General features: G+C 69.7%; 28 protein-coding genes and 1 riboswitch. Of the genes, 14 read left to right on the forward strand and 14 right to left on the reverse strand.

All coding sequences use genetic code 11. The features are described from left to right. Positions 1-5: 5 nt before the first annotated feature. The 4 genes from VHR41_20800 to VHR41_20815 are packed head-to-tail and all read right to left on the reverse strand — an operon-like array spanning position 6 to position 4,735. The gene (locus tag VHR41_20800) at positions 6-1,592 is read right to left on the reverse strand and encodes a DHA2 family efflux MFS transporter permease subunit (protein HEX3236645.1); all 1,587 of its coding nucleotides are present in this window, start codon (positions 1,590-1,592) and stop codon (positions 6-8) included. A gap of 7 nt (positions 1,593-1,599) precedes the next feature. Next, entirely contained in the window at positions 1,600-2,697 is a 1,098-nt protein-coding gene (locus VHR41_20805) for an HlyD family secretion protein (GenBank protein HEX3236646.1), read from the reverse strand. Between the two features lie 26 nt (positions 2,698-2,723). Continuing rightward, the gene (locus tag VHR41_20810; GenBank protein HEX3236647.1) at positions 2,724-4,040 is read right to left on the reverse strand and encodes a TolC family protein; all 1,317 of its coding nucleotides are present in this window, start codon (positions 4,038-4,040) and stop codon (positions 2,724-2,726) included. A gap of 11 nt (positions 4,041-4,051) precedes the next feature. After that, positions 4,052-4,735: a TetR/AcrR family transcriptional regulator gene (locus VHR41_20815; GenBank protein ID HEX3236648.1), complete on the reverse strand. Its 684-nt coding sequence runs from the start codon at positions 4,733-4,735 to the stop codon at positions 4,052-4,054. 147 nt (positions 4,736-4,882) lie between these two features. Here VHR41_20815 and VHR41_20820 point away from each other — a divergent pair, with 147 nt between their 5' ends. Next, entirely contained in the window at positions 4,883-6,001 is a 1,119-nt protein-coding gene (locus VHR41_20820) for a tetratricopeptide repeat protein (GenBank protein ID HEX3236649.1), read from the forward strand. Positions 6,002-6,013: 12 nt separating this feature from the next. Next, positions 6,014-8,671: a pitrilysin family protein gene (locus tag VHR41_20825; GenBank protein ID HEX3236650.1), complete on the forward strand. Its 2,658-nt coding sequence runs from the start codon at positions 6,014-6,016 to the stop codon at positions 8,669-8,671. Here the strand turns inward: VHR41_20825 and VHR41_20830 are convergent. Continuing rightward, complete coding sequence (locus VHR41_20830; protein ID HEX3236651.1) at positions 8,668-8,988, reverse strand: S-adenosylmethionine decarboxylase; 321 nt, start codon at positions 8,986-8,988, stop codon at positions 8,668-8,670. The genes VHR41_20825 and VHR41_20830 overlap by 4 nt on opposite strands. Before the next feature lie 78 nt (positions 8,989-9,066). Here VHR41_20830 and VHR41_20835 point away from each other — a divergent pair, with 78 nt between their 5' ends. Genes VHR41_20835 through VHR41_20845 form a run of 3 tightly spaced genes read left to right on the forward strand, consistent with a single transcriptional unit; the run spans position 9,067 to position 10,458 of the window. Beyond that, entirely contained in the window at positions 9,067-9,600 is a 534-nt protein-coding gene (locus VHR41_20835; protein ID HEX3236652.1) for a CDP-alcohol phosphatidyltransferase family protein, read from the forward strand. Further along, on the forward strand, positions 9,597-10,007 hold the full coding sequence (locus tag VHR41_20840) for an OsmC family protein (GenBank protein HEX3236653.1): 411 nt from the start codon (positions 9,597-9,599) through the stop codon (positions 10,005-10,007). Before VHR41_20835 ends, VHR41_20840 begins: the two co-directional genes overlap by 4 nt. Beyond that, entirely contained in the window at positions 9,988-10,458 is a 471-nt protein-coding gene (locus tag VHR41_20845; protein ID HEX3236654.1) for a hypothetical protein, read from the forward strand. The genes VHR41_20840 and VHR41_20845 overlap by 20 nt, the downstream gene beginning before the upstream one ends. Positions 10,459-10,512: 54 nt before the next feature. On the opposite strand, the gene VHR41_20850 is transcribed toward VHR41_20845, so the two are convergent. Further along, positions 10,513-10,779: a hypothetical protein gene (locus VHR41_20850; GenBank protein ID HEX3236655.1), complete on the reverse strand. Its 267-nt coding sequence runs from the start codon at positions 10,777-10,779 to the stop codon at positions 10,513-10,515. 181 nt (positions 10,780-10,960) lie between these two features. On the opposite strand from VHR41_20850, the gene VHR41_20855 reads away from it, so the two are divergent. The 9 genes from VHR41_20855 to ccsA all read left to right on the forward strand — a co-directional run bounded on the left by VHR41_20855 (position 10,961) and on the right by ccsA (position 17,583). After that, the gene (locus VHR41_20855; GenBank protein HEX3236656.1) at positions 10,961-11,266 is read left to right on the forward strand and encodes a hypothetical protein; all 306 of its coding nucleotides are present in this window, start codon (positions 10,961-10,963) and stop codon (positions 11,264-11,266) included. Next, a complete protein-coding gene (locus VHR41_20860) occupies positions 11,242-11,925 on the forward strand; it encodes a thioredoxin domain-containing protein (protein HEX3236657.1) in 684 nt (227 codons plus the stop codon). Before VHR41_20855 ends, VHR41_20860 begins: the two co-directional genes overlap by 25 nt. Positions 11,926-11,945: 20 nt before the next feature. Beyond that, complete coding sequence (locus VHR41_20865; protein HEX3236658.1) at positions 11,946-12,383, forward strand: vitamin K epoxide reductase family protein; 438 nt, start codon at positions 11,946-11,948, stop codon at positions 12,381-12,383. Beyond that, the gene (locus VHR41_20870) at positions 12,367-14,400 is read left to right on the forward strand and encodes a potassium transporter Kup (GenBank protein HEX3236659.1); all 2,034 of its coding nucleotides are present in this window, start codon (positions 12,367-12,369) and stop codon (positions 14,398-14,400) included. The genes VHR41_20865 and VHR41_20870 overlap by 17 nt, the downstream gene beginning before the upstream one ends. Before the next feature lie 200 nt (positions 14,401-14,600). Next, positions 14,601-14,684, forward strand: a riboswitch (cyclic di-GMP riboswitch). A gap of 9 nt (positions 14,685-14,693) precedes the next feature. After that, positions 14,694-15,008 carry an STAS domain-containing protein gene (locus tag VHR41_20875; GenBank protein HEX3236660.1) on the forward strand — a complete coding sequence of 105 codons (315 nt, stop codon included), beginning with the start codon at positions 14,694-14,696 and terminating at the stop codon, positions 15,006-15,008. 123 nt (positions 15,009-15,131) lie between these two features. Further along, complete coding sequence (locus VHR41_20880) at positions 15,132-15,500, forward strand: response regulator (protein ID HEX3236661.1); 369 nt, start codon at positions 15,132-15,134, stop codon at positions 15,498-15,500. After that, positions 15,487-16,218 (forward strand): heme ABC exporter ATP-binding protein CcmA, encoded by a 732-nt coding sequence (ccmA, locus tag VHR41_20885; protein HEX3236662.1) that lies wholly within the window; start codon positions 15,487-15,489, stop codon positions 16,216-16,218. The genes VHR41_20880 and ccmA overlap by 14 nt, the downstream gene beginning before the upstream one ends. Then, positions 16,211-16,891, forward strand: a complete 681-nt coding sequence (locus tag VHR41_20890) for a heme exporter protein CcmB (GenBank protein ID HEX3236663.1) — start codon at positions 16,211-16,213, stop codon at positions 16,889-16,891. The genes ccmA and VHR41_20890 overlap by 8 nt, the downstream gene beginning before the upstream one ends. Positions 16,892-16,893: 2 nt before the next feature. Beyond that, positions 16,894-17,583 carry a cytochrome c biogenesis protein CcsA gene (gene ccsA, locus VHR41_20895; protein HEX3236664.1) on the forward strand — a complete coding sequence of 230 codons (690 nt, stop codon included), beginning with the start codon at positions 16,894-16,896 and terminating at the stop codon, positions 17,581-17,583. Between the two features lie 179 nt (positions 17,584-17,762). On the opposite strand, the gene VHR41_20900 is transcribed toward ccsA, so the two are convergent. Genes VHR41_20900 through VHR41_20935 form a run of 8 tightly spaced genes read right to left on the reverse strand, consistent with a single transcriptional unit; the run spans position 17,763 to position 23,792 of the window. Then, positions 17,763-18,446: an aquaporin gene (locus VHR41_20900; GenBank protein HEX3236665.1), complete on the reverse strand. Its 684-nt coding sequence runs from the start codon at positions 18,444-18,446 to the stop codon at positions 17,763-17,765. Positions 18,447-18,493: 47 nt separating this feature from the next. Further along, on the reverse strand, positions 18,494-19,741 hold the full coding sequence (fabF, locus tag VHR41_20905; GenBank protein ID HEX3236666.1) for a beta-ketoacyl-ACP synthase II: 1,248 nt from the start codon (positions 19,739-19,741) through the stop codon (positions 18,494-18,496). Next, the gene (locus VHR41_20910) at positions 19,734-20,195 is read right to left on the reverse strand and encodes an SRPBCC family protein (GenBank protein ID HEX3236667.1); all 462 of its coding nucleotides are present in this window, start codon (positions 20,193-20,195) and stop codon (positions 19,734-19,736) included. Before VHR41_20910 ends, fabF begins: the two co-directional genes overlap by 8 nt. Continuing rightward, the gene (locus VHR41_20915) at positions 20,195-20,893 is read right to left on the reverse strand and encodes a methyltransferase domain-containing protein (GenBank protein ID HEX3236668.1); all 699 of its coding nucleotides are present in this window, start codon (positions 20,891-20,893) and stop codon (positions 20,195-20,197) included. Before VHR41_20915 ends, VHR41_20910 begins: the two co-directional genes overlap by 1 nt. Positions 20,894-20,898: 5 nt before the next feature. Then, positions 20,899-21,381, reverse strand: coding sequence for a flavin reductase family protein (locus VHR41_20920; protein HEX3236669.1), 483 nt, complete (start codon positions 21,379-21,381; stop codon positions 20,899-20,901). Continuing rightward, positions 21,378-22,622 carry an FAD-dependent monooxygenase gene (locus VHR41_20925; protein HEX3236670.1) on the reverse strand — a complete coding sequence of 415 codons (1,245 nt, stop codon included), beginning with the start codon at positions 22,620-22,622 and terminating at the stop codon, positions 21,378-21,380. Before VHR41_20925 ends, VHR41_20920 begins: the two co-directional genes overlap by 4 nt. Beyond that, on the reverse strand, positions 22,594-23,106 hold the full coding sequence (locus tag VHR41_20930) for a hypothetical protein (GenBank protein ID HEX3236671.1): 513 nt from the start codon (positions 23,104-23,106) through the stop codon (positions 22,594-22,596). Before VHR41_20930 ends, VHR41_20925 begins: the two co-directional genes overlap by 29 nt. Continuing rightward, positions 23,013-23,792: a DUF92 domain-containing protein gene (locus tag VHR41_20935; GenBank protein ID HEX3236672.1), complete on the reverse strand. Its 780-nt coding sequence runs from the start codon at positions 23,790-23,792 to the stop codon at positions 23,013-23,015. The genes VHR41_20930 and VHR41_20935 overlap by 94 nt, the downstream gene beginning before the upstream one ends. Position 23,793: the final 1 nt, after the last annotated feature.

Here is a 23,793-nt window from a genome sequence, read left to right on the forward strand (position 1 = left end):
GCGCCTCAGTGGGCCGGGGCGCCGCCGCGGGGATGTCCGGTGCGGAAGAGGAAGAGCAGCGGGAGCGCGCAGGTGAACGTGATGCCCATGATCAGGAATACCTTCTCGAAGGCGATCATGGATGCCTGCGCGTGCAGCGCGCCTTCTAGGAGCGCGTGGGCCTTCATCTGTGCCTGTGCCAGGGTACCGCCCTCGCCGAGCAGCCGGCCGGTCACCTGCTGGAGCCAGCCCCGGGTGACCGAGTCTCCGGCCGTCAGATGGGGCAGCAGCGCCTCCCGGCTCCGCTCGGTAAGGCGGGTGAGCAAGGTGGCGGTGACCGCGATGCCGAAGCTCCCTCCCAGCTGGCGGGAGAGGTTGAAGAGGCCGGTACCCTGGGCCAGCTGGTTGGGCTCGAGATCGGCCACCGCCACCCCGGTCAAGGGGACGAAGATGAAGCCCAGCCCGACGCCCCGGAGAATCATGGGCCAGAACAGGTCGCCGGTTCCGCTCTGGGTGGTGAGGTGGGCGTGCATCCACATCGACCAGAGAAAGAGGAGGACGCCGAGAGTGATCAGTGCCCGCGCATCGATCTTGGGGGCGAGCCGCCCCATGCTGGCCATGGTGATGGCGGCCGCGATGGCGCCGGGCAGGATCACCTTGCCGGTATCCCAGGCGGTGTAGCCCAGCAGATTCTGTAGAAACACCGGCAGGGCAAAGACGCTGGCATAGAGAGCGAACCCGAGCATCAGACCGAAGATCACCCCGGCGGTGAGCTGGCGGTTCTTGAGGATACGGAGGTTGACGATCGGATTCCTCACGCGGAGCTCCTGCCAGATGAACAGCAGCATCCCGAGCCCGGCGACGACGCTCTCGACCATGATCTCGCGAGACTCGAACCAGTCCTTCGACTCGCCGCGCTCCAGCAGGATCTGCAGCGCGCCGATGCCGAGAATGAGGAAGACCAGCCCCAGCCAGTCCACGCCGTCGCTCCGCGTCACCGCGTGGGTCGGCTCGGGCACGTTGCGCCAGGTCATGAACCCGGCCAGCAGGCCGAGCGGCACGTTGATGTAGAAGATCCAGGGCCAGGAGTAGTTGTCGGTGATCCAGCCGCCGAGGGTAGGACCCAGGGTCGGGCCCACCATGACCCCCATGCCGAAGATGGCCATCGCCTTGGCGCGCTCGTGCAGGGGAAAGACGTCGAACAGGATCGCCTGCGCGGTGCTGATGAGCGCCCCCCCGCCTATGCCCTGCACCACCCGCCAGACCACCAGGGCCTCGAGCGACCGCGCGCTGCCGCAGAAGAAGGACGCGGCCGTGAACAGCAGGATCGAGCCTGTGTAGTAGTTCCTCCGGCCGAAGCGCTCCGAGAGCCAGCTGGTGAGCGGCAGCACGATGACGTTGGCGACGATGTATCCGGTGCTGACCCACGCCACCTCGTCGAGGGTGGCCCCGAGGTTCCCCATCATGTGGGGAATCGCGACGTTCACGATGCTGGTGTCCACCAGCTCGAGCACGCTCGCCAGAGTCACCGCGAAGGCGATGACGTAGCGGGCCCGAAAGACCGCATCGCGCGAGAGCGCGCGGACCGGTGAGGGAAGCGCCAGGGTGCCCATGGCCCACTCAGTCGGTGGCGATGGTGACGTCCACCGACATGCCCGGCCGCAACGGGTGCGCCGGGTCGGCCGACTGCTCCACCGCGATTCGCACCGGTACGCGCTGCACCACCTTGGTGAAGTTGCCGGTGGCGTTGTCGGGCGGAAGCAGGGCGAAACGCGCACCCGTGGCCGGGCTCAGGCTCTCGACCTTGCCCTGGAACTTGAGATCGCCGTACGCGTCCACCGTGAACTCCACAGGGTCGCCCACCCGGACGTGCTCGAGCTGGGTCTCCTTGAGGTTGGCGGTGACCCAGATGTCCTTGTCGGGCACGATCGACATCAGGTTCTGTCCCACCTGCACCAGCGCTCCGGGCTCGGCGGTGCGCTTGGCCACCATCCCGTCGACCGGCGCGAGCAGCGCACTATAGCTGAGCTGCAGCTGCGCGTTCTCCACGGCCGCCTGGGCGGCCGCCATCCGGGCATCGGCGCCCCGGACCGCCGCGCCCGAGGCGGAGACCTGACTGCCTGCGGCCGCGGCCTGCTTCTGGGCCGCCATCAGGTTGGCGTTGGCGGCGTCGTAGGCCGCCTGGGCGGCATCGAGCTGCTGGGCGGAGACGATCTGCTTGGCGGCCAGCCCGCGATAGCGCTCCAAGTCGGCCGCGGCCTTCCGGAAATTCGCCTGGGCCGCGGCGACCGCCGCCTCGGCCGATGCCGCCTGCGCCTGGGTGGCCCGAAGCTGCGCCTCCGCCTGACCCGCGCGGCCGCGCAAGCTGACGGCGGTCTGGGCGTCGCGCAGCTCTGCCTCCGCCTGTTGCAGCCGGACTTCCACGTCGCGGTCGTCGAGCACCACGAGGGTGTCGCCCGCCTTGACGTGCTGATTCTCCTCCACCAGCACGCGGGCGATGAAGCCCTGAATCCGGGGACTGATCACCGTGATGTGACCGTCGACCTGCGCGTTGTCCGAGGTCACATGGTGCCGGGAGAAGATGTATCGGCGCACCCCCCAGCCGGCCAGGGTGAGAACCAGCAGGATCGCGACCAGAATGGTCAGACGGCGGGACCCGGACTTGGTCGCCTCGGGCGCGGCAGTCGCGGGAACGTCAATTGCGATATCGGTCGACATGTTCGGTCTCGTTCGGGGTACGCGGTCTATTTCAGTTGGTCGATGACACCGAGGGCCCGGTAGGCGCTCACCCGGGCGGTGCCGTAATTCACTCGGGCCTGGATCAGCGCGTCACGCGCGCCGATCACCGAACCCTGGGCGTTGGTCGTCTCCACGCTGCTGGCCACCCCACTCTGAAAACGCTCCTGGGCCTGCGCCAGCTCCTGCTCCGCCAGGCGCAGCCGATCGCCGGCGATGGCTACCTGCTGCTGGGCGGAGGCGAGGTCGAGCACGGCCTGCCGTGCCTCGGTCTCGACCCGATTCACCAGGTCGTGCTCCCGGATCTCCTGCACCTCCAGGCGGGCGGACTGCTCCTTGGCCCGACTCTGCCGGCGGAATCCGTCGAGAATCGGGACGCTGAGCAGCAACTGCACGTTGTAGCTCCCCTCCAGGGTACTGCTCTGCCGTCCGGTCTGCTGATAGGCCCCGTTGAGCGAGAGGTTGGGCAGGTTCTCCTGCCGAATGGCCGTGAGCGAGTTGCGGGCCGCCTTGGTCCGGCTGCGCTCGGCGGCGAGCTCGGCCCGGTGCTCCCGGGCAAACGCAGCGGCGGTATCGGGGGCGAGGGGCAGGTCGAGGGTGCCGAGGCCCAGTGAATCGGCCAACCGGAGCCGGGTCCCCGAGGGAAGATCGAGCGTGCGCAGCAGATCGAGCTGGGCACGGTCGGCCGCGTTGCGGGCGACCTCGAGCTGGGTGCGGACCGAGGCGAAACTGACTTCGCTGCGGGTCGCGTCGATGGCCGGACTGACGCCGGCCGTGACCAATTGGCGCGCCTGGCCGAGCAGCTGCGCCGCGACGGTGCTGTCCGCCTCTCTCGCGCGGATCGTCTCGTTGGCGCTGAGCGCGCGGAGGTAGGCGAGTCCGGCCGTGGCGCCGGCAATCTCGCCGACGGCTTGAGCATCGAGGCCGGCCGCGACCGCGGTATCTCGCGCCGCCCGGAGCCGGGTGATCGTGCCGGCATCGAACAGCAGCTGCTCGCCCCGGAGCTGCAGGGTGAGGATGTTGAACGGGTCGGTGACTCCGGTGGCCACCGGGATGCCGAACTGATCGAGGTTGAGAGTCTGGCGCAGATACGAGGCGTTGCCGCTGATGTTGGGTAGCAGGTCCGCCCGACGCTCGCCGACCTTGGCGTCAGCCGCCCGCACGTTGAGCCGGGCGACCGCGGCATCGACTCCCTGGCGGCGGCCCAGCGAGATCGCCTGCAGCAGGGTGAGGGGGCCGGTCGGGGTGACGGGCTGCTGCTGGGCGCCGAGCGGACCGACCGAGCCCAGCGCGAGCAGCACCACGGTGATCAGAAGGCGAGGCATGCGGCAATTCCTCAGAGTGCGTCAGGCGCCGGAAGCTGGCCCGGGTCGGTTGGGCGCGCCAGGACACCGTTCAGGTACAGGTCGATCAAGCCTTCGAGCGTCTGCTCTTCGGACAGGGCGCCGGGATCGAAGCGGTGGAAGAAGCACTGCACCTGGGCGGTCTGCACCAGGAGAGAGCACAGTCCCCGCGCCGCGAACCCGTGCGCCACCGGACGGAACTCGCCGGATTCGACGCCCCGCCGGATCACGTCCTCCACCAGCCGGCGGGCACGGAGGATCACTTCCTCGAAGTAGAACTTGGCCAGCTCCGGGAAGTTGCTCAGCTCCGCATGGACCAGCCGGCTGATCCGAGCCATCTGGTCGTTGCGCATCCGGTGGTACATCCGCCGGACCAGTCCGGCCAGCAGCTCCCGGCAGGGGCCTTCATGGCTGCGGACGATCTCCTCCGCTTCGGTGAGGGCCGCGACGACCTTGGCCCGGACCATCTCACGGAAGAGGGATTCTTTGGAATCGAAATAGAGATACACCGTGCCCTTGCTCACCCCGGCCAGTCGGGCCACATCCTCCAGCTTGGATCGGGCGAAGCCGTGCTCGCAGAACACCTGCTGGGCGGCGTCGATGATCTCCTCGGGGCGGGCCTCGGGGCGGCGTTGCCAGCGGGGGATGGCGGTGTCGGTGGGATCGGGGCTTGCCAAGGGTGCCTCTCGCGTGGGAATATAAATAACTGACCGGTCAGTAATATATCAGCCCCCTCGAACCCGTCAAGACAACCCCCGCTGTTCTCTTGCTCCCCACCACGGAAGTTCCTAAGTTGCAGTAACCTACCCGCCGGAGGCCGGCCGATGTCGGGCGCATTCCTCAGCTCCGACGACTTCGACGAACAAGCGCATCACCTCTATAATGAAGGCCGGTACGATGAAGCCCTGACGATCCTCAAGGAAGGCATCTCGCTCTACCCCCATGCTGTCGAGCTCCATGTCGGAAGGGCCTATGCCCACCTCGCCCGGGAGGAGTACGCCTGGGCCCGGCGGAGCTTCGAGCAGGCCCTGGCCCTGGACCCCGACCACGAAGACGGCCTGGCCGGATTGGGGGAGACCCTGCTCAAGGTGGGCGACCGCCCAGGCTCGATGCGGGCGTTCGAGCGGATCCTCCAGCTGGGCTTTCAGGACGACCACGAATTGATGCTGCAGGTGGGACGGGCCCTCTTTCGCGAGGGTCTGGTGGGGCCCGCGCACCGGTTCTTCGATCTGGCGGCGTCGGCCCACCCCGATTCGCCGGATGCGGCCGCGTGCCTGGGGTACGCCTCGCATCGCCTGGGCAACGACGCGGGCTCGCTCTATTGGCTCCGCCGCGCGCTGGAGATCGATGCCGGCTACGCCGAGGCGAGGATCTATCTCGCCAACCTGCTCTACGACCGGGGGGAGACGGAGGCGGCGCTGCACCAGCTGGAACGGACCCAGCCGGAGGACCATTTCGACGAGCTGGGCATCTGGCGGCACATCGAGCTCAAGAAGACGGTCTACCGCCTGCCCGACGAAGATCCCGAGCTGACGCCCTGGCTCGCGCGCCTGAGCGAGGTGGCCGGCGAGCCCGACCCGATCGACATGCTGCTCGCCGAAGTGGAAGCACAGCAGCCCGACGGCACGGTGCGCGACCCGCACCAGCTGGAGCTCTTCGGCACCCTCCTGAGCGAGCTCCATGCGATGCAGAAGCGGCCGGGCCAGGGCGAATCCCACCTGGTCGTGACCTTGGGCGGGCAGGCGATCCGGGGGACCTGGGACGAGATCCTGCTGCAGATGAAAGCCGCGGACCGCGAATGGGCCCACGGCTCCCTCAGCGACTTCATGGCGAGCCTGGCTCGGCGGGGGCAGACCGAGACCGGTGTCGTCATCCCCACCACCGACGCGGAGGCCTTCATTCGTGGTAGCGCCGAAGCCGGCGTGCTGCGAATCGTAATGTAGAGGCGGCCCACCGTGTCCTCCACTCCGACGCTCTGGACCGCCGGCGTCCTCCGCCAGGTATTGCCCAACGGCTTGACGCTGCTGGTCCAGGAGGATCGCTCCGCTCCCGTAGTCGCCGTGGTCACCCACGTCCAGGCGGGCTTTTTCGACGAGCCTGACCGCTGGATCGGCATCTCCCACGTTCTCGAGCACATGTTCTTCAAGGGCACCGAGCGCCGGGGCGTCGGCGCCATCGCCCGGGAGACCAAGAGCGCGGGAGGATATCTCAACGCCAGTACCAGCTACGACCACACCAACTACTTCGCCGTCCTGCCCGCCTCCGGGCTGGCAGCGGCGCTCGACATCCAATCCGACGCCCTCCGCCACTCGCTGATCGACCCGGGTGAGCTCGCCCGCGAGCTGCAGGTCATCATCCAGGAAGCCAAACGCAAGCTGGACACGCCGTCCTCGGTCACATACGAAACGCTGCACGAGGTGATGTTCGACCGCCACCGGATCCGCCGCTGGCGCATCGGGCACGAGGCCGAGCTGGCCGCGCTCACCCGGGACGACCTGTGGCAGTATTACCAGTCCCGCTATGTGCCCGAGCGCACCATCGTGGCGATCGTGGGAGCGGTCGAGCCGGAGCGGGCGCTCGCGCTGGCCGCCGCCCGATACGCCGATTGGGCGGCCCGACCGGGCGCGGTCGACCACTCGCCCGACGAGCCGCCCCACCGCGACGTGCGAGTCCGCACCCTGCGCGGCGACGTGACCCAGGCGGAGCTGGCGCTCGGGTGGCGAACGGTGCCACCGCTGCACGTCGACTCCGCCGCGCTGGATGTCGCCGCGGCGGTGTTGGGCTCGGGCCGGGGGAGCTGGTTGCACGCCCGCCTCCGCGAGCCGGGAATCGTGACCTGGGCCGCGGCCCACAACTACGCTCCCACCGAGGTCGGTGTCTTCAGTATCTCGGCGGAGCTCGCGCCCGACCGGATCACCGCCGCGCTCGAGGGCGTCGCCGAGTCGGTGGCGCGCCTTTCGATGCTGGGGCCGACGGAGGAGGACGTCGAGCGGGCCAAGACGCTGCTGCGGGCGCGCTGGGCCCGCCGTCTGGAGTCGATGGAAGGTCGCGCCGCTTCCCTGGCCGCGGCCGAGGCGCTCGACGGTTTCTCGTTCCTCGATCGGGAGTACGAGGCGCTCGGCGCCGTCGGGCCGGACGACGCGAGGGCCGTTGCCGCCCGCTATCTGGATCCGGAGGGCGTGGCCGGCGTGGCCTACCTGCCCGACGGGGATGGGACCGAGCTGACCGTGGACGCGCTCGGGCGGCCGTTCGCGCTCTCCGGACTCGAGCCGTTGCCGGTCACCCAGGTGTCTCTTCCCACGCGCCAGCCGCCGGCTTTCGTGACTGGCCGCCGGGAGGCCGAGGTCCTCCACGTCGCTCTCGCGGGCGTGGACCTGCTGCTCCGGCGGAAGCCGGGTGTTCCGCTGGTGACGCTGGGCCTCTACGCGCCGCGCGCACGTTTCGATCCCCCGTCCCAGGCGGGGCTCGGCTCGCTTACGGTGCGAAGCTCGGTGCGGGGAGCGGGCGGGCTCGATGCCGGCGGATTGGCCTTCGCCTTCGAGCGACTGGGCGGAACCCTGACTCCGACGGCGGCCTCCGACTGGCTCGGTCTGGGCACCACCGTCCTGGCAGAGCATCTGGCCGAAGCCGCGTCGCTGATCGATCTGGTGTACCGCACCCCGCATCTCTCCGCCGCGGACGTGGAGCTGGAGCGAGGGCTCCTGGTCGCCGAGGCGGAGCAGGTGACCGACGACATGTTCCGCTATCCGTTCCAGCTGGCCTTCGAGATCGCCTTCGGCGGGCAGGGGTATGGCCTGCCGGTGATGGGACTTCCCCATACCCTGGCAGGCCTCACGGCCGCCGACGTCCGTGCCTGGCACGAGGCCGCCCTGCTTGGCATCAGACCGGTCGTGATCGCCGTGGGCGAGGTGGACCCGGACGAGGCAGCGGGGATCCTGGCGGGGGTATTTCAGGGTCACCCCACGCGGCCCGCGCTGGATCGTCTGCCGCCGGTCGACTGGGTCGTGAACGAGCCGGGTGGGGCGCCCAGCCGGGTGGTGCGCCGGGAGAAGGCACAAGCGGCCCTCGCCATGGGGTTTCCCGGTCCGGGCCGAGGCGATACCGACCGGGCCGCGGCACAGGTCTGGGCCGCGGTCGCGAGCGGGCTGGGAGGGAGGCTGTTCGAAGCGCTGCGCGACCGTCGATCGCTGGCCTACACGGTGGTCGCGTCCGCCTGGCAGAAGGCCCGCGCCGGGGCACTGGTCACTTACATCGCCACCTCGCCCGAGCGGGAAGACGAAGCCCGGGAGGCTATGCTGGAGGAGCTCGACCGCTTCGCCGGCGAGCCGGTCAGCCAGCCGGAGCTCAGGCAGGCCATCAACTACCTCGCGGGCCAGGCCGAAGTGAGCCGGCAGAGCGGAGGCGCGGTTGCAGGCGAGATTCTGGACGCCTGGGTGGCGGGACGCGGCTTGAGCGAGCTGATCGATCCGGCGGACGCATTTCGACGGGTCACCGCCGAGGACGTGCAGCGGGTTGCGGTGCGGTGCCTCGACCGCTCACGGCGCGTGGAAGGAGTCATTCGTGGCACCGGGGCCGTCCGGCCGAGGCTCGCCGCCCTTGGTGCGATCCCCTAGGCCAGCTCGGCCGATACTCCCAATCGCCGCGCGATCACCTCGACGCCCTTCCGCGGGTCCGCCGGGGCGCGGGCGACGATATCCACCAGGCAGAGTCCTTCGGCCGGCGCGGTGTGGAGCACGATGTGCCCCTCGCGGCACAGCATGGCGATCACGACGCCGCCCGGACCATCCCGCACGACCGGCGGCCCCAGCGCCGGCATGCCCACCGCCCCCGCGGCCGCGACGACGACCGCCGAGAGACCGTGGGCGTCGGCAAGACGGGCGCCGGGCACCGAGGTGAGCTCCAGCAGTTGGTGATCGAAGGAAGGCTGCACGCGAGAGTCTCGGCGGCGTCAGGCGCGGGCGGGTAGGGTATCTTCTACGCCATGCCGTCCGAAGCTAGTCCGCGCCAGATGGGCGAGCAAGACCGACGCGACTGGACCATCGCCGATCTTCTGAGCGTGGTCCGGATTCCTCTGGCGGTGGCGTTCCCGCTGGTCTCCAACGATTGGCGTTTCGCCGTGCTGGCGACCGCGGCGGCAACCGATCTGCTCGACGGTCAGTTGGCCCGCCGGTTCGGCAGCTCCCGCTTCGGCGCGGTGATCGATCCAGTGGCCGACAAGCTGTTCATGGCCTCGGCGTTCGGGGTCGTGGCCCTGAGCGGGCGCCTGGAGATCTACGAGATCATCGGCGTCCTGCTGCGGGACATCGTGGCCACCGTCGCCTTCGTGGCGACCCTGGTGTCCAAGCGGCCCCGGGCGATTCCCGCCCGCGCCGGCGGCAAGGCCGTGACCGTGGCCCAGGTGCTCACCCTGATGGCGTTCCTGGCGGACTCGCCCCACCTTCGCGAGCTCGCCTGGGCCACCACGGCGGTCGCGCTCTACGCCATCTGGGACTACTATCGCGCGGCGGAAACCGCCGGGCGATCGGTCGGAGGAATCAGGTGACGGTCGAGACCAAACGGGCCAGCCTGCGCTGGCAGGCCGGCCTCATGTTCCGCGGGGGCGAACCGGGGGGTCCCGAGACGACGATCGATGGCGACAACGCCGCTGCTCCAGGCCCCATGCTGACCCTGCTGCTGGCGGCCGGCGCGTGCAGCGGTGCGGACGTGGTGCTGATGCTCGAGAAGATGCGGGTGAGGCTGCGGGAGTTCCGTCTCGAGGCGAGCGGGCAGCGGCGGGAGGAGGAGCCGCGCCGCTACACCGCGATGCACCTGCACTATCATCTCGCGGGCGAAGGACTGGACGAGTCGAAGGCCCGCCGGGCGATCGACCTCTCCATCCAGAAGTACTGCTCGGTCCTGCACTCGCTCGCTCCGGATATCCGGATCACCAGTGGATTCACGCTGGGCTGAGCGGTGGTCGGCGGCGCTGCTGCTCGCCGCCTCACCGTTGGCTGCCCAGCAGGTGCGGGAGATCGGTCTTCAGACAACCGTGACGGCGTCGGACCCCGCCCTGGTGGTGGGGGGAGTCTCGGGCGCAATCCGGACCTCGCTCCGGACCCGGGTGTCACTGGCGGCGGGTGTCGGTGCCAGCAGGGGAGAGGCGGCCTGGCGAGGCGAGCTGCTGGCCCACTTTCTCCTCAACCCGGACCGCCGCCGCGGGGTGGGGATCTACGGAGCCGGGGGTCTCGCGGTGGTAGGTGGGCCGGTGGACCAGGGCTATCTGGTTCTCGCGCTGGGGCTGGAGGCGAGTCCGGGCCGGCCAGCCGGCTGGTTCGTGGAGGCCGGAGTCGGCGGGGGTGCCCGCCTTGCGGCGGGATACCGCTGGCGCATGCGCCGGACAGGACTCCCGGGCCCGGAATGAAGATCGCCCCGACACACGCATGGTGCGTCGGGGCGATCGTGTCTTGCGGCTGATTTACGCGGTGGCGCCCTCGACCGTCTCGACCTTCCGCTGGACTGGCTGGCAGAAGCGCTCGCCGAGCACGCGCAGCTGGCTCAGCTCCTCATCCGTCAGGGCGTCGTATCGGTCTGCCAGGTAGAGCATGGTGTCATCGAACCAGTCCTTCTGATGCTCCGGAAGGGCGTCGATGACGCCACAGCGGAGGACATGACTGAACAACTCGTCGCGCGCCTGGGCGAAGGACACCGCGTCAGGGTCTTGCCGGATTTTCTTCTTGACCATTCAGCTTCCTTTTGGCGTACTATTTCTACGATCGAACCCCGGTCTACAACGTTCAAGTATAGTCGGTTGCACCATTTGGTGCAAACCCGCCGTTTCCCCTGAGACGCCGGCCTTTGATTATGTTTATCGGCAGCAAACACATGAACTTGACCGGGGGCGCCAGGGTGCCCCCGAGGTAGCCATGGCAGAGCATGACGAGGTGTACGACGATGCGAGGGCGGACCGCCTCTCCGCGTTGTTGCGCGCGCTGGCCGCGCGCATCCAGGAGCTCGACCGCGCCGGTCAACTGCTGCGGGGGACTCCGGAGCTGCTGCGGCTGATGGGCGATGCGCGGAGCGAGCTGTTCCACTACGAGGTCCGCTGCACGTACGACACGCCCGACGTGGCCGAGCGCCGCCGGATCGTGGACGAGGCGCAGCGGCAGGATCCCCTGTTTCCGGACGATCCGGAGGATGACGAGCCATGGCGGCGACGCCGGTCGGAATGAAGCGATTCTACGCGATCCTCGTAGCCGTCGCCGTCCTGGGACTCGGAGCGCTGGGCTATCTGCTGGCCAAGCCCGCGACGGTGAGCATCCCGGCCAACGTCACGGTGACGGCATCCGACACCGCCGGATTCCATGGCTACGTGAAGGGGGCGGCGACCGCGCCGGTGGAGATCACCGAGTTCGCCGATTTTCAGTGTCCCTTCTGCCAGACCTTCGCCACGCTGCAGATGCCCACCATCGAGCAACGGCTGATCGACACCGGCCGGCTCCGCTGGCGCTACCGGGACTTCCCGCTGCAGCAGCACCCCTTCTCCCGGCTGGCGGCTCATTCGGCGGCCTGCGCCGACGACCAGGGGAAGTACTGGGCACAGCATCAGCGGATCTACGAAGGGCAGTCGGAGTGGGCCACGGCCCGGGATGCCGTTGGGATCTTCCGTCGCTACGCCAAGGAGAACGGGCTGGATGTCACCCGGTACGACGACTGCATGACTGCCGGCAAGTTCGCCGGACGCATCCAGGCGAGCTATGAGGAAGGCGTCCGGCTCGGAGTGAACTCCACGCCCACGCTCCTGGTCGGCGGCCGGCTCTACCAGGGCCGTTTCGACTCCGACGCGATCACTCGACTGGTCGACTCGCTGGCGCCACACGCCACCCAATGATCTACCGGATGGGCGCGGCGATGATGAGCCTTCTCGGGCTCTTCCTCTCCGCCTACCTGTATCTCTACAAGATCGGGCGCATCGGGACGCTGGCCTGCGGGAGCGGCGGCTGCGAGACGGTGCAGCAGAGCGTCTGGAGCCGGTTTGGCGGAATCGAGGTGTCGCTGATCGGCATGCTGGGGTACGCGACGTTGCTCGCGGTCGGGCTGATCGGGTTGCAGCCGCGGCTCGCCGGCCGCCGCTGGCCGGCCCTCCTGCTCACCGGGCTCGCCGGCGGTGGAGTCCTCTTCACCGCGTATCTCACCTCGCTCGAGCTGTTCGTCATCCACGCCATCTGCCGCTGGTGCGTCGGCTCGGCGGTGATCATCGTGGGCGTGTTGACCGCGAGCCTGCTCGACCTGCGGCAGGCCACGGTGTCGGCCTCGGGCTTGGAAGCGATCCGTGACCGCCGGTCCTGATCGGTCCTCCGCCGGCGCGCTCGCCGGGACTGTCTCGCTTCCGGTGGCCACCCGCTTTCAGCACGCCGAGCCGCCGCCGCCCACCGGGAAGCGGCTCGCCGTACTCTCGCTCACGGCGCTGGGCGTCGTCTACGGCGACATCGGCACCAGTCCGCTGTACACCATCGGTACCTGCTTCGGGCCAGAGTATGGTCTGGTACCCAATGCGTTGAACGTCTACGGCATCCTCTCGCTCATCCTCTGGTCGCTCATCCTGGTCGTGGCCATCAAGTATCTCGTCTTCATCCTCCAGGCCGACAACCGGGGGGAAGGCGGCGTGCTGGCCATGCTCGCCCTGCTCATGCAGCGGGGGGAGGACCGGATCGGCGGACGCCGGCGGCGATTGCTCGTGCTGCTCGGCGTCTTCGGCACCGCACTGCTGTTCGGCGACGGCGTCATCACACCGGCCATGTCGGTCCTGGGCGCGATGGAGGGACTGGAGGTAGCCGCGCCGGAGCTGGGGCGCTTCGTGGTGATCGTGACGGTCGCCATTCTGTTCCTGCTGTTCATGTTCCAGAAGATGGGCACGGCCCGGGTCGGGGGCATGTTCGGGCCGATCACTCTGATCTGGTTCCTGACCATCGGAACGCTGGGCGGCATGGAGATCGCCCGGGCGCCCGAGATCCTGGCGGCGGTCAATCCCGCCTACGCCGTCCGCTTCTTCCTGGCCCACGGGTTCACCGGGTTCGCGGTGCTGGGCGCCGTGTTCCTGGCAGTGACCGGCGCCGAGGCGCTGTATGCGGACATCGGGCACTTCGGCAAGCGGCCGATCCGGCTGGCCTTCTTCTGCCTGGTGCTGCCCTGCCTGCTGCTCAACTACTTCGGGCAGGGGAGTCTCCTGCTGCGCGAGCCGGCGGCGATCGCCAATCCGTTCTACCTGCTCGCCCCTCGGTCGCTGCTGTATCCGCTGCTGGTCATCTCGACGCTTGCGGCAATCGTCGCCTCGCAGGCGCTCATCTCGGGTGCCTTCTCCCTGGCGCAGCAGTCGGTGCAGCTGGGATACAGCCCTCGCCTGACGATCGTCCACACGTCGGCCCGGGAGGTGGGGCAGATCTACGTCCCGGAGGTGAATGCGGCGCTGATGGTAGGCACCCTGCTGATCGTGCTCGGCTTCCGGTCCACCACGGCGCTGGGAGCGGCGTACGGGATCGCGGTCACCGGGACGATGTCCATCACCACGCTTCTGTTTGCCGTGGTGGCCCGGGCCCGCTGGCATTGGCCGCTCTGGCGGGTGATGGTGCTGGCGGGATTCTTCTTCAGCTTCGATTTCGCCTTTCTCGGGGCCAACGTGCTCAAGATCGAGCACGGGGGCTGGGTGCCCCTGGCCATCGCCGCCGGGGTCGGCGTGCTGATGACGACCTGGAAGCGGGGCCGCCAACGGCTGTTGGAGATCGTGCGGGAGAACACCATCCCGATGGACCTGTTCCTGGCGGATGTGGGACGGTGGAAGCCCCACCGAGTGCCCGGGGCCGCCGTGTTCCTCACCTCCGATGCCAGCGGCGCGCCACCGGTCCTGCTGCATCACCTCAAGCACAACAAGGTGCTGCACGAGAAGGTGATGCTGATGTCCATCGTGACTGAGGGAATTCCGCACGTTCCGGCCCAGGACCGGGCCGAGTGCCGGGAGCTGGGCCAGGGGTTCTACCAGGTGGTGGCGCACTACGGGTTCATGGAGACCCCCGACGTGCCGGGCGTGCTCCAGGCGCTGGGCCGCCCCGACGCCAGCAGTCGCCCGGTGACGATGAAGCTGATGGAGACCACGTTCTACCTCGGCCGGGAAACCCTGATCGCCACCAATTCGTCGAAACGGGCGAGTGCGGTCCCGCCCACCGACGGGGCAGCCTCCGCCATTGGCCGGATGGCGGTCTGGCGCAAGAAGCTCTTCATCCTGATGACCCGTAACGCGCGGTCGGCCACGGCCTTCTTCGGACTGCCGCCCAACCGGGTGGTAGAGCTGGGTGCCCAGATCCAGTTTTAGACGGGCCAGTCCCCGAAGCGCCCTCTTACCAGCCTCGTATTTTTGCGGTACAATGCCGCGGAGTGCGACGGCGACATGCCTGCCCTCGAGGCCGACTACTGCCGCAAGCGCAGTATCCCCAAAGGCTTGCGTCTACTGGCACCAGTCTCGCCTTTCTCAGGGGCGCAGCCGCGAAGTAGCCTGCGGCGAGGCGTCAATCCGCCCGATAAGAGCACACCCGGAGCGATCCGGGGCCGCAAAACTAGAGGTCTCACCGGAGGATGGTGAGATAGCTCGGTGCCGAAGGAGGAGTGATGAGGTCCCCGCAGGAGGTGGAACGCGGCTTGGCCGCGCCCGAGAATCTCGGGCTGGAAACGCGCATAGAGATCCGCCGGCGCGCGGTCCAGTTGCTGGAGGAGATGCCGGAAGGCGGCGGTCGCCTGGTCGTCGATCTCACCGGGACGCGCCAGATCGACTCGGCTGGGCTCGGCGCCCTGATGCTGATCCAGCGGCACGCCGCCGAACGGCGCCAGGCCGTGGTCCTGCGGAATCCGAACGAGGAGATCCGTTTTCTCCTCGTGCTCACCAAACTGTACGATCTCTTCACCATCGAGTTGGCCCACGAATGAGCGGCGCCGCAGCAATATTGCGGCGCCGTCGTGCTATGGACGGTTCTCTCGGAACCGATTAGTCTACCGGGCTGGCACCTCATTCCTTCTCCGGCGGCGCCGCAGGGCCGCAGGGTATGTCGCATGACCCAGCCGCAGCGTCGACGGCGCGTCCTGATTGTCGAGGACGAGCCTGCTCTACGACTCAGCTACGAGCGCGCCTTTCAGCCCCGGTACGACCTGGTGTTCGCTTCCACCGGCGCCGAGGCCATGAGCCTGTTGGCCGAGCACAAGCCGGACGTGGCGGTGCTGGACATGCGGTTGCCGGACACCGACGGGGTCGAACTGCTTCGGAGGATCCGAGTCACTCAGCCGAAGTTGCCGGTCATCATCACCACCGCGTACATGAGCATCGAGCCTCAGCTCAAGGTCCTCGATCTTCCCCACTCCGGCTACATCGTCAAACCGTTCCGCCTCGACGAGCTCGGCGCGCGGATCGATGCCCTCCTGTGACGGAGCCGCCGACCCGGCCGCTCCCGTGCTGGAGGCGCGTGGTCTCCGCCGCTGGTTCGGCCGGGTGCGTGTCCTCCACGACATCGACCTGACGCTCGCGCCCAGCGAGGTGCTCGCGGTGGCCGGCCCCAACGGCGCCGGAAAGAGCACCCTGCTGCGCCTGCTGGCGGGCCTGCTCCGGCCTTCGGCCGGCGAGGTTCGCGTGCTGGGCCGCCCGCTTCGGGGCAACGACGCGGCCCGCCGCGCCATCGGTCTCCTCTCCCACCAGTCGCTGCTCTACGATGATCTGACCCTGGCCGAGAATCTCACGTTCGCCGCGCGGCTGTACGGCCTTCCGCATCCGGCAGCGGCAGCCCGGGAGGCGCTCGAGGCCGCGGGGCTGGCCGATCGGTGCGACGCATCGCCCCGGCGACTCAGTCGCGGGCTGCTGCAGCGCGCGGCGATCGCACGCGCCCTGCTGCACGGGCCCCGGGTGCTGCTGCTGGACGAGCCGTTCACGGCGCTGGACGCGGGAGCCGCCGCCCGCCTCCGCGCAATGCTTCGGGAGCGGTTGACGGACGGGCTCGGCATGGTCATCGTGACGCACCACCTCGCGGAGGTGTGGGAGATCGCCACGCGGGTCGCGGTGATGGTGGATGGCCGATGGGTGGCGGATCAACCGCGCAGCGGCACCCTGGAAGAGTTTCTGCCGCGGTACCGGACCTGGATCGATGCCTGAGACGCTCCGCCTGGCGCTGGCGGTCGCCGGGAAGGACATCCGGGCCGAGCTCCGGAGCCGGACGGCGCTGCTCTCGGCCATCGTGTTCGCGGCGCTGGTGCTGGTGGTGTTCAACTTCGCCCGGGACCCCACGGCGCTTTCCGCCGCCGACCTCGCGCCGAGTGTGCTGTGGGTGACCTTCGCGTTGGCGGCCATGGTGGCACTCAACCGGGCGTTCACCATCGAGCGGGAGCACGGCGCGCTGGACGGTCTGCTGCTCGCCCCACTGCCCCGGAGCGCGCTCTTCGGCGGAAAGCTGCTGGCCAATCTGGCGTTCGTGGGCACGGTGGAGGCGGTGACGCTGCCGCTGTTCGTGCTCTTCTTCAACGTGGACCTGCGGGCGGCGCTGCCCGGCATCCTCGGGGTCACGGTGCTGGCGACGATCGGCTTCGTGTCGGTGGGGACGATCTTCAGCGCGATGGCAGTGCGGACCCGCTTCGCCGAGTTGATGCTGCCGGTGCTGCTGCTGCCGTTCATGGTGCCGCCGCTGATCGGTGCGGTGCAGGTGACGGCCCGGCTCCTCGCCGGCCGGCCGATGAGCGAGATGCTCGGCTGGCTGCGATTGCTGGCCCTCTACGACGTGGTCTTCGTGACGCTTTGTACCATGGTCTTTCCCGCAGTGGTGGACGAATGACGATGACCGATCCCGCCGCGCGCATCATGACCCGGGGCCTCCGAACCAGCGTGGCGGCGCTGCTCGGCCTGGCGGGCGTCTATGTCCTGGCGATCCGCTTCACCCCGGTGGAGGCGCGGCAAGGGATGGCGCAGAAGATCTTCTACCTCCACGTGCCGGCGGCCTGGTGCGCGCTGCTGGGGTTCTCCCTGGTCGGGATCGGAAGCGCGCTCTACCTGTGGCTGCAGGATCCGCGGCTGGATCGCTTCGCCGCCGCGTCGGCGGAGGTGGGGGTGGTGTTCGCCGGGGTGATGCTCACCACCGGGCCGATCTGGGCCAAGCCGATCTGGGGTACCTGGTGGACCTGGGACGCACGGCTCACGCTGACGCTGTTCCTGTTCTTTCTCTTCGTGGGATATCTGGCGCTGAGGGCCGCGCTGCACGATCCGGCCGAGCGGGCGCGCTTCAGCGCGGTGGTGGGTATCCTGGGGATGCTGCTGGTGCCCTTCATTCACCTGAGCGTCTACCTGTTCCGCACGCTTCATCCGCAGCCGATCGTCCTCAAACCCAGCGCCCCGTCGCTACCGCCCGAGATGCTGCGAACGCTGCTGCTCTCGATGGCGGTGTTCACCCTGCTCTACATCGGGCTGGTGATGCTGCGCTACGGGCTGGCGATGGCGGAAGCACGCGAGGAGGGCGGAGATGTTACCTGAGCCCCCCGCGAACGGCGGCTATATGGTGGCGGCATACATCGTGGCGCCGGTGATTCTGATCGGGTACCTGTTGAGATTGTGGAGCCGGGCGCGGAGGGGAAGGTGAGGGAAGGTGGGGCCTGAGGCAGGGTGAGGCAGGGGAAAATGCCGTCCCCACAGTCACCTTGCCCCACCCTGCCTCACCCTGCGACCCTCTTCGGCAGCAGCAGGTGCTCCCAGAACAATGCCGCCAGCACTCCACCCACGATCGGCCCCACCCAATAGACCAGATGTCCGACCCACTGCCCGGAGACCAGGGCCGGGCCGAAGGCGCGCGCAGGGTTCATCGCGGCGCCGGTGAGCGGGCCACCGACGATGATGTCGAACAACAGCACCAACCCCACGCCGAAGCCGCCCACCTTGGGCGCATCCGGATTGACGCAGGTGCCGAACACGGCGGAGACCAGGAAGAAGGTGAGCACGGCCTCGATGATGAGCGCCTGCATCAGAGTGACGCTGCCCGCGATGGTCGGCGTGCCCAGCGAGGGAGCCCGCCAGACGGCCACCGGGTAGATCATCCGGATCAGCAGCGAAGCGAGGACCGCGCCCACCAGCTGGGCGACGATGTAGGCACCGGCGGTGGAGGCGTTGGTCCGGCGGGCCGAGAGCAGTCCCAGCGTGACCGCCGGGTTGAGGTGGCCGCCGGAGATGCTCATGGTGGCCGTGATCATGACCGACAGCACCAGGGCATGCGCGACCGCGACGCCGAGCACGCCGTAATTGGCATCGGGGTAATACTTGGTGATGACCGAGCCGGTGCCGATGAAGACCAGCCCGAACGTTCCCAACCCTTCGGCGAGCGAGCTGCGAAACAGCGAAGGCATCGGCGTTCCTCTGTTGATGTCGACTGGCGGTCGGGACGGCCGCGAATCTAGGCGTCCGCGCGCCGAAACACCAGCGCCGCGTTGATCCCGCCGAAGCCGAAGGAGTTGCTGAGCAGATACTCGGGAGTGATCGCCTGTCCATCGCCGGTCACGTGGGCGAGATCGCAGGCGGGATCGCGGGTCTCGAGATTGAGGGTCGGGGGCACCCAACCGCGCCGCGCCGCGAGGGCGCAGATGGCGGCTTCGATGGCGCCGCTGGCACCGAGCGCGTGGCCGTAATATCCCTTGGTGCCGCTCAATGCCAGCCGGTGGGCGTGCTCTCCGAACACCTGCTTGATCGACAGATTCTCGGTCGGATCGTTGAGCGGCGTCGACGAGCCGTGGGCGTTGATGTAGCCGATGTCCTGGGGCGCCACGCGCGCCTCGTCGAGCGCCCGCCGGATGGCGCGTGCGGCCTGCTGACCGTCGGGCCGGGGGGCGGTCATGTGATGGGCGTCGTTGGTGAGGCCGAATCCGCAGACCTCGGCGTAGATCGGCGCCCCCCGCGCCAGCGCCCGCCCTCGCTCCTCCAGCAGCAGCACGGCCGCGCCTTCCGCCATCACGAAGCCGTCCCGCGCCGCGTCGAAGGGACGGCTCGCGTGAGCGGGATCGTCGTTCCGGGTGGACATCGCCCGGATGATGGCGAAGGCCCCGAAGCAGAGGGGCGCGAGCGGCGCTTCCGCGCCGCCGGCGATCATCACGTCCGCATCGCCCCGAACGATGGCGCGGAAGCCGTCCCCGATGGCGATGGCGCCCGAGGCGCAGCTCATCCCGTTGGTCGAATTGGGGCCGGTGCAGCCGAACTCGATGGCGATGTTGCAGCTCGCCGCGCCGGCGAAGACCGTCAGCGCCAGCGACGGATCGACCGCGCGGGGGCCCTGGGTGAGGAAGTTGTTGTACTGCCGCTCCCCGTGAGCGACGCCGCCGAGCGCCGTACCCATCATGGCCCCGACCCGGTCGGGGTCCTCCCGGGCCAGGTCGAGCTCGGCGTCGGCCAGCGCCATGCGGGTGGCGGCGATGGCAAACTGGGAGTAGCGGTCCAGCCGGCGGGCGCGTCGCTCCTCGACATGGTCGGTGGCGACAAAGTCATCGACCTCCCCCGCGATGCGCGACTTGAACACCGAGGGATCGAACCGGGTGATGCAGCGGATCGCCGAGCGCCGCTCCTGGAGCCCGGCCCAGAGTCCCTCGACGCCCAGACCGATCGGGGTGACGGCCCCGACACCGGTGATGACTACCCGGCGCGGCTCAGACACGGGGCACCTCAACCGCGCGCCGGATTCCGGCGAGGGTGCGCGAGGCGATCCCGTGGATGAACACCGGGCCGATGACCCAGTTGGCGGCGGCTCTGCCCATGAGCGGCCAGCGGGGCCCGGTCCACTGATGCACGATGGTCACGTCGGTCTCCTCCTCCACCGGCTCGATCCGCCAGACCACGTCCATGCCGGTCGTGATGCCCCGAACGTGAAGATAGTGTACCTCCCCCGCCTCCCGATCCACCCGCATCTCCGACACCCACCAGGTGGGATAGCGCAATCGCCCGAAGGGCCGCCAAGCCGCCATCTCCACCAGACCGCCCTCGCCCCGCCGCTCCAGCATCCGCACCCAGCGGTAGTGGCCGAGCAGCGCCGGCCACCGCTCCACCTCCACCGCCGCATCGAGCACCCGGGCGGGTGCGGCCCGCATCCGGATCCGGTCGACGGTACGCATCACCTGGCCGCCGGCCGCCAGGTGGCCACCAGCCGGAGCCCCGGCCGGCGCTCGACCAGCGCGTCGACCCCCGCTGCCGCCAGGAGGGCGCGAAGCTCTCCAGTGGTATACCCGCGCCGGATGGAGGTTATTCCGTCCGCCCGGGTTATCCGGTCGAACCTCAGCGCCCGCGCACCGAGCCAGAAGGCAGGTGGCCCCAGGCGGCTCCGGCGCAGGTCCGCCACGATCACGCCGAGTCGCGCCAGCCGATCGCAATTCCGGAGCAGGCGGATGGCGGAGGGCCGGGCGAGATGGTGCAGCAGCTGGCTTACCAGCACCAAATCGACCGACCGCGCGCGCACCGGTGGCGCGCCCCCGCACGCCACCGCAGTGGGGAGCCCCGCCCGGCGCGCGAGCCGCGCGGCCACCGGGCTCCGCTCCAGCCCGACCGGCACCAGCTGCAGGCCGCGCCGCCGCGCCAGACGCATGGCCATGAGGGGCAGGTCGCCGATGCCGGTGCCGATGTCGAGCAGGGTGAGGCAGGTCCCCGCCGGCAGGCCCTGGAGCATCCGGATGAGCCCGTGACGCACGGCGGCGGCGCCACCGAACCAGCGGTTGGCCCGCGCGATGTTCTCCAGCGAGAGCGACACCGCGCGGGGATCGGCGGCGGGATCGTCCAGCAGCTCCGCGCCGACCGGGCTGAGCAGCAACGGCTCCATCAGCTTCATCCGAGCGCGGCGTAGCCGCCGCGGTAGTAGAGCAGCGGGCGGCCCTCGGTGGTGGAGCCGCTGGTCACCAGGCCTATGATGATGCTGTGGTCGCCCCCGGGATACTGGGCGTAGCGCCGGCAGCCGATGTAGCCGATGGCGCCGCCCAGCAGGATCTCTCCCTGGGGCCCGGTCTGATAGCCCACCCCTTGAAACCGGTCCTCGTGCGGGTCGGCGAATCGGCGCGCCAGCGCCTCCTGGGAGCTTTCGAGGATGTTTACCGCGAAGCCCGGCGCCGCCAGGATGACATCGTGCAGCTCGGCCTGGCGTTCGACGCAGACCGAGAGCAGCGGCGGCTCCAGGGAGACCGATGCCAGGCTGTTGGCCGTCATGCCCACCGGCCGGCCGTCGGATCGCTCGACGGTGACGATGGTGACGCCGGTCGCGAACCGACCGAGGCACTCGCGGAACTGGGCGGCATCGACCCCGGCGTGGCTCAAAGGACCATCCTGGCGAGGAAGACCGGATTGAGCACTTCCCGGGCGGGAACGAAGTCGCCGGTGACGCCGATCAGCGTATGGGCCATGCCGGGCCGCCGCCCCAGCCGGGCCACGGCGCGATCGAACAGTCGCGGCCACCACATCCCGTAGCCGATGAGGCGCTCGACCGCCCACTTGCCGGCGAAGGCGCGCCGGCGAGCCCGGCGGTAGCCGGCCAGCCGCGCCGCGGACACGGTCCCCGTGCAGGCCAGTGCCTCGCCGGCAACGCCGGCAAGCAGCTCGGCGCCGCGCAAGGCGCTGAAGATGCCCTCGCCCGTGAACGGGTCGAAGAAGTCGGCGGCATCGCCCACCAGCGCCGCGCCATCGGCTGTCACCCGACCGGACCAGGCGGCGAACGGGCCGGTCGCGAGGACCTTCCGGACCAGGTGCCCGGCGGACACCCGCTGACACACGCCGGGGAACTCGCGCAGCGTCTCCAGGAAGAACGACTCCAGCCGCCCGCGTGCGGCACCCGCGCGCGCGGCCGGCACGACCAGCGCAACGTTGGTGGTCCCGCCGCCGATGGGATTGAGTCCCACGTACCCGCGCGAGCCCACGTGCAGCTCGGCGGAGTCGGCCATGGCCTGCACACCCTCCACGTGCGCCACGAAGGCGACCCGGCGCGGCCGGCCATAGGTCCGGGATCCCAGCCGCCGGGCCACGACGGACCGCAGGCCGTCGGCACCGATGGTGAGCCGGGCGCGGAGTGCATGGCGGCGTCCCTCGGCGTCCCGGACCAGCGCACCGGCGATGCCGCCGCGATCGTAGAGCAGCTCCTCGACCGTGGTCCGCTCCAGCACGGATGCGCCGGCGCGACGGGCGGCCTCGACCAGCGCGTGATCCAGGATCCTGCGGGAGACCGAGAGCCCGGTGGCGCGGAAGGGCCGGTGGCTGGCCAGCGCGAAGACGCCGTGGAGCCGCGCGCCGCGGGACGCCGTCACGGCAGTCCCCTGCAGCGCGACCGCGCCGGACGCCTCGAGCGCGGCGACGACGCCGAGCCGGTCGAGGAGGCGGACCGCTTCCGGGCTCATGTACTCGGAGCAGGGCTTATCGCGGGGAAAGGCGGCCCGATCGACGGCCATCACCTTGAATCCGGCTCCTGCCAGCGAGGCGGCGATTGCGCTGCCCCCTGGCCCGGCGCCGACCACCAGCGCGTCGAGCAGCCGGTGGGGCTCAGCCGAGGCGGTGATACTCGAATCCATCGAGGACCAGCCGATCGGGGGAGAAGCCGGCGAAGGAGAACTCGAACGTCACCGAGGTCCCGTCCGCGTAGGTGATCACCACCTGGGACACGTTGGTGCGGTAGGCGCAGTCCCGCTCGGTCGTGCGGGGAAACCCCTCGGCCAGCGACTCGGTAACGACCGTCTGGTGGCAGGCGCCCGCGGTGTCGAAGCGCCAGGTGGTCGTCCAGCGCTGCAGGTCATCGGCGACCCGCACCAGGGCGACGGTCTCCCAGGTGCCGGCCAGCGTAGCGGAGCTGACCCCGCCGGCTCGACCGCCACCACCGGCATCGCCGGCATCGCCGGCATCGCCGGGAAAAGGGAGGCCGGCGTCCGGGGCCAGCGGCTCGCCGCCACAGGAGAGCGACAGGATCAGGGCGACGGACCAGAGAACGCCCAGCCGGCGAGCGCGAGGAGCGCGGCGGCCGTGGTGGCGGCGAGGTTCACCCCGTCGTTGTCCAGCCACGCGATCCCTCCCTGTCGAACGGTCGGCGTGCCGCAGCGGTGCACCCGCCATTCGCTGAACTCGCCGCATCCCGGGCAGACAAACCGCCCCTGCAGCGCGGCACCGAGGGCGGAATCCAGCAGCATTCCCCCGAAACCTACCAGCGCGGCGAGTGGCAGGAGCCGCGGCGCTCCGGCGGCCAGCGCACCGAGTGCCGCAACCAATAGCGCGCCGGCCGCGGCCGCGGCACTCCCAAGAACAGTAACACCGCCATTGGTCCCCGGCGGGACCACGCGGCCGGACCAGAGCAGCCGGGGGGGAGGTCCGCTGCGGCTGCCGATGGCGGTGCCCCAGGTGTCTGCGGCGGCGGCGGCGAGGCTGCCGGTGATCACCCACAACCCGGCCTGGCCGCAACAAATTCCCAGGAGCCCGCCAAGCGCGGCCGGCCCGCCATTGGCGAGAACCTGACGGTGATCCCGGCGATGGCCCTTGGGGTCGAGCCCGGGGGCGGCGAGCGTCAGGCGGGAGACGGCGCTGCTGGAGACGAAGAAAGCGGCCAGGACCGCGCCGCCTTGCCACCCGCTTCCAAGGAGAACCAGCGTTCCCACCATCCAGGCCGCCACCGCACCCGACGCCGTGAGGCTCCGGGCCCGCCAGGCCGCCAGCGCGACGGCCGCGGCGGTGAGCGCCGCGATCCCTGATGGCACC

This window comes from Gemmatimonadales bacterium, from assembly GCA_036265815.1.
In the GTDB taxonomy this organism is placed as follows: Bacteria; Gemmatimonadota; Gemmatimonadetes; order Gemmatimonadales; family GWC2-71-9; genus CAVVWJ01.

Excerpts from the sequence above, each read along its gene's own strand:
- VHR41_20875 (HEX3236660.1), top strand. The coding sequence starts at position 14,694 with ATGAGGTCCCCGCAGGAGGTGGAACGCGGCTTGGCCGCGCCCGAGAAT.
- VHR41_20880 (HEX3236661.1), top strand. The coding sequence starts at position 15,132 with ATGACCCAGCCGCAGCGTCGACGGCGCGTCCTGATTGTCGAGGACGAG.
- VHR41_20860 (HEX3236657.1), top strand. The coding sequence starts at position 11,242 with ATGGCGGCGACGCCGGTCGGAATGAAGCGATTCTACGCGATCCTCGTA.
- VHR41_20900 (HEX3236665.1), bottom strand. The coding sequence starts at position 18,446 with ATGCCTTCGCTGTTTCGCAGCTCGCTCGCCGAAGGGTTGGGAACGTTC.
- VHR41_20800 (HEX3236645.1), bottom strand. The coding sequence starts at position 1,592 with ATGGGCACCCTGGCGCTTCCCTCACCGGTCCGCGCGCTCTCGCGCGAT.
- VHR41_20855 (HEX3236656.1), top strand. The coding sequence starts at position 10,961 with ATGGCAGAGCATGACGAGGTGTACGACGATGCGAGGGCGGACCGCCTC.
- VHR41_20910 (HEX3236667.1), bottom strand. The coding sequence starts at position 20,195 with ATGCGTACCGTCGACCGGATCCGGATGCGGGCCGCACCCGCCCGGGTG.
- ccmA (HEX3236662.1), top strand. The coding sequence starts at position 15,487 with ATGCCCTCCTGTGACGGAGCCGCCGACCCGGCCGCTCCCGTGCTGGAG.
- ccsA (HEX3236664.1), top strand. The coding sequence starts at position 16,894 with ATGACCGATCCCGCCGCGCGCATCATGACCCGGGGCCTCCGAACCAGC.
- VHR41_20865 (HEX3236658.1), top strand. The coding sequence starts at position 11,946 with ATGATGAGCCTTCTCGGGCTCTTCCTCTCCGCCTACCTGTATCTCTAC.
- VHR41_20925 (HEX3236670.1), bottom strand. The coding sequence starts at position 22,622 with ATGGATTCGAGTATCACCGCCTCGGCTGAGCCCCACCGGCTGCTCGAC.
- VHR41_20820 (HEX3236649.1), top strand. The coding sequence starts at position 4,883 with ATGTCGGGCGCATTCCTCAGCTCCGACGACTTCGACGAACAAGCGCAT.
- VHR41_20805 (HEX3236646.1), bottom strand. The coding sequence starts at position 2,697 with ATGTCGACCGATATCGCAATTGACGTTCCCGCGACTGCCGCGCCCGAG.
- VHR41_20915 (HEX3236668.1), bottom strand. The coding sequence starts at position 20,893 with ATGGAGCCGTTGCTGCTCAGCCCGGTCGGCGCGGAGCTGCTGGACGAT.
- VHR41_20850 (HEX3236655.1), bottom strand. The coding sequence starts at position 10,779 with ATGGTCAAGAAGAAAATCCGGCAAGACCCTGACGCGGTGTCCTTCGCC.
- VHR41_20890 (HEX3236663.1), top strand. The coding sequence starts at position 16,211 with ATGCCTGAGACGCTCCGCCTGGCGCTGGCGGTCGCCGGGAAGGACATC.
- VHR41_20810 (HEX3236647.1), bottom strand. The coding sequence starts at position 4,040 with ATGCCTCGCCTTCTGATCACCGTGGTGCTGCTCGCGCTGGGCTCGGTC.
- VHR41_20835 (HEX3236652.1), top strand. The coding sequence starts at position 9,067 with ATGGGCGAGCAAGACCGACGCGACTGGACCATCGCCGATCTTCTGAGC.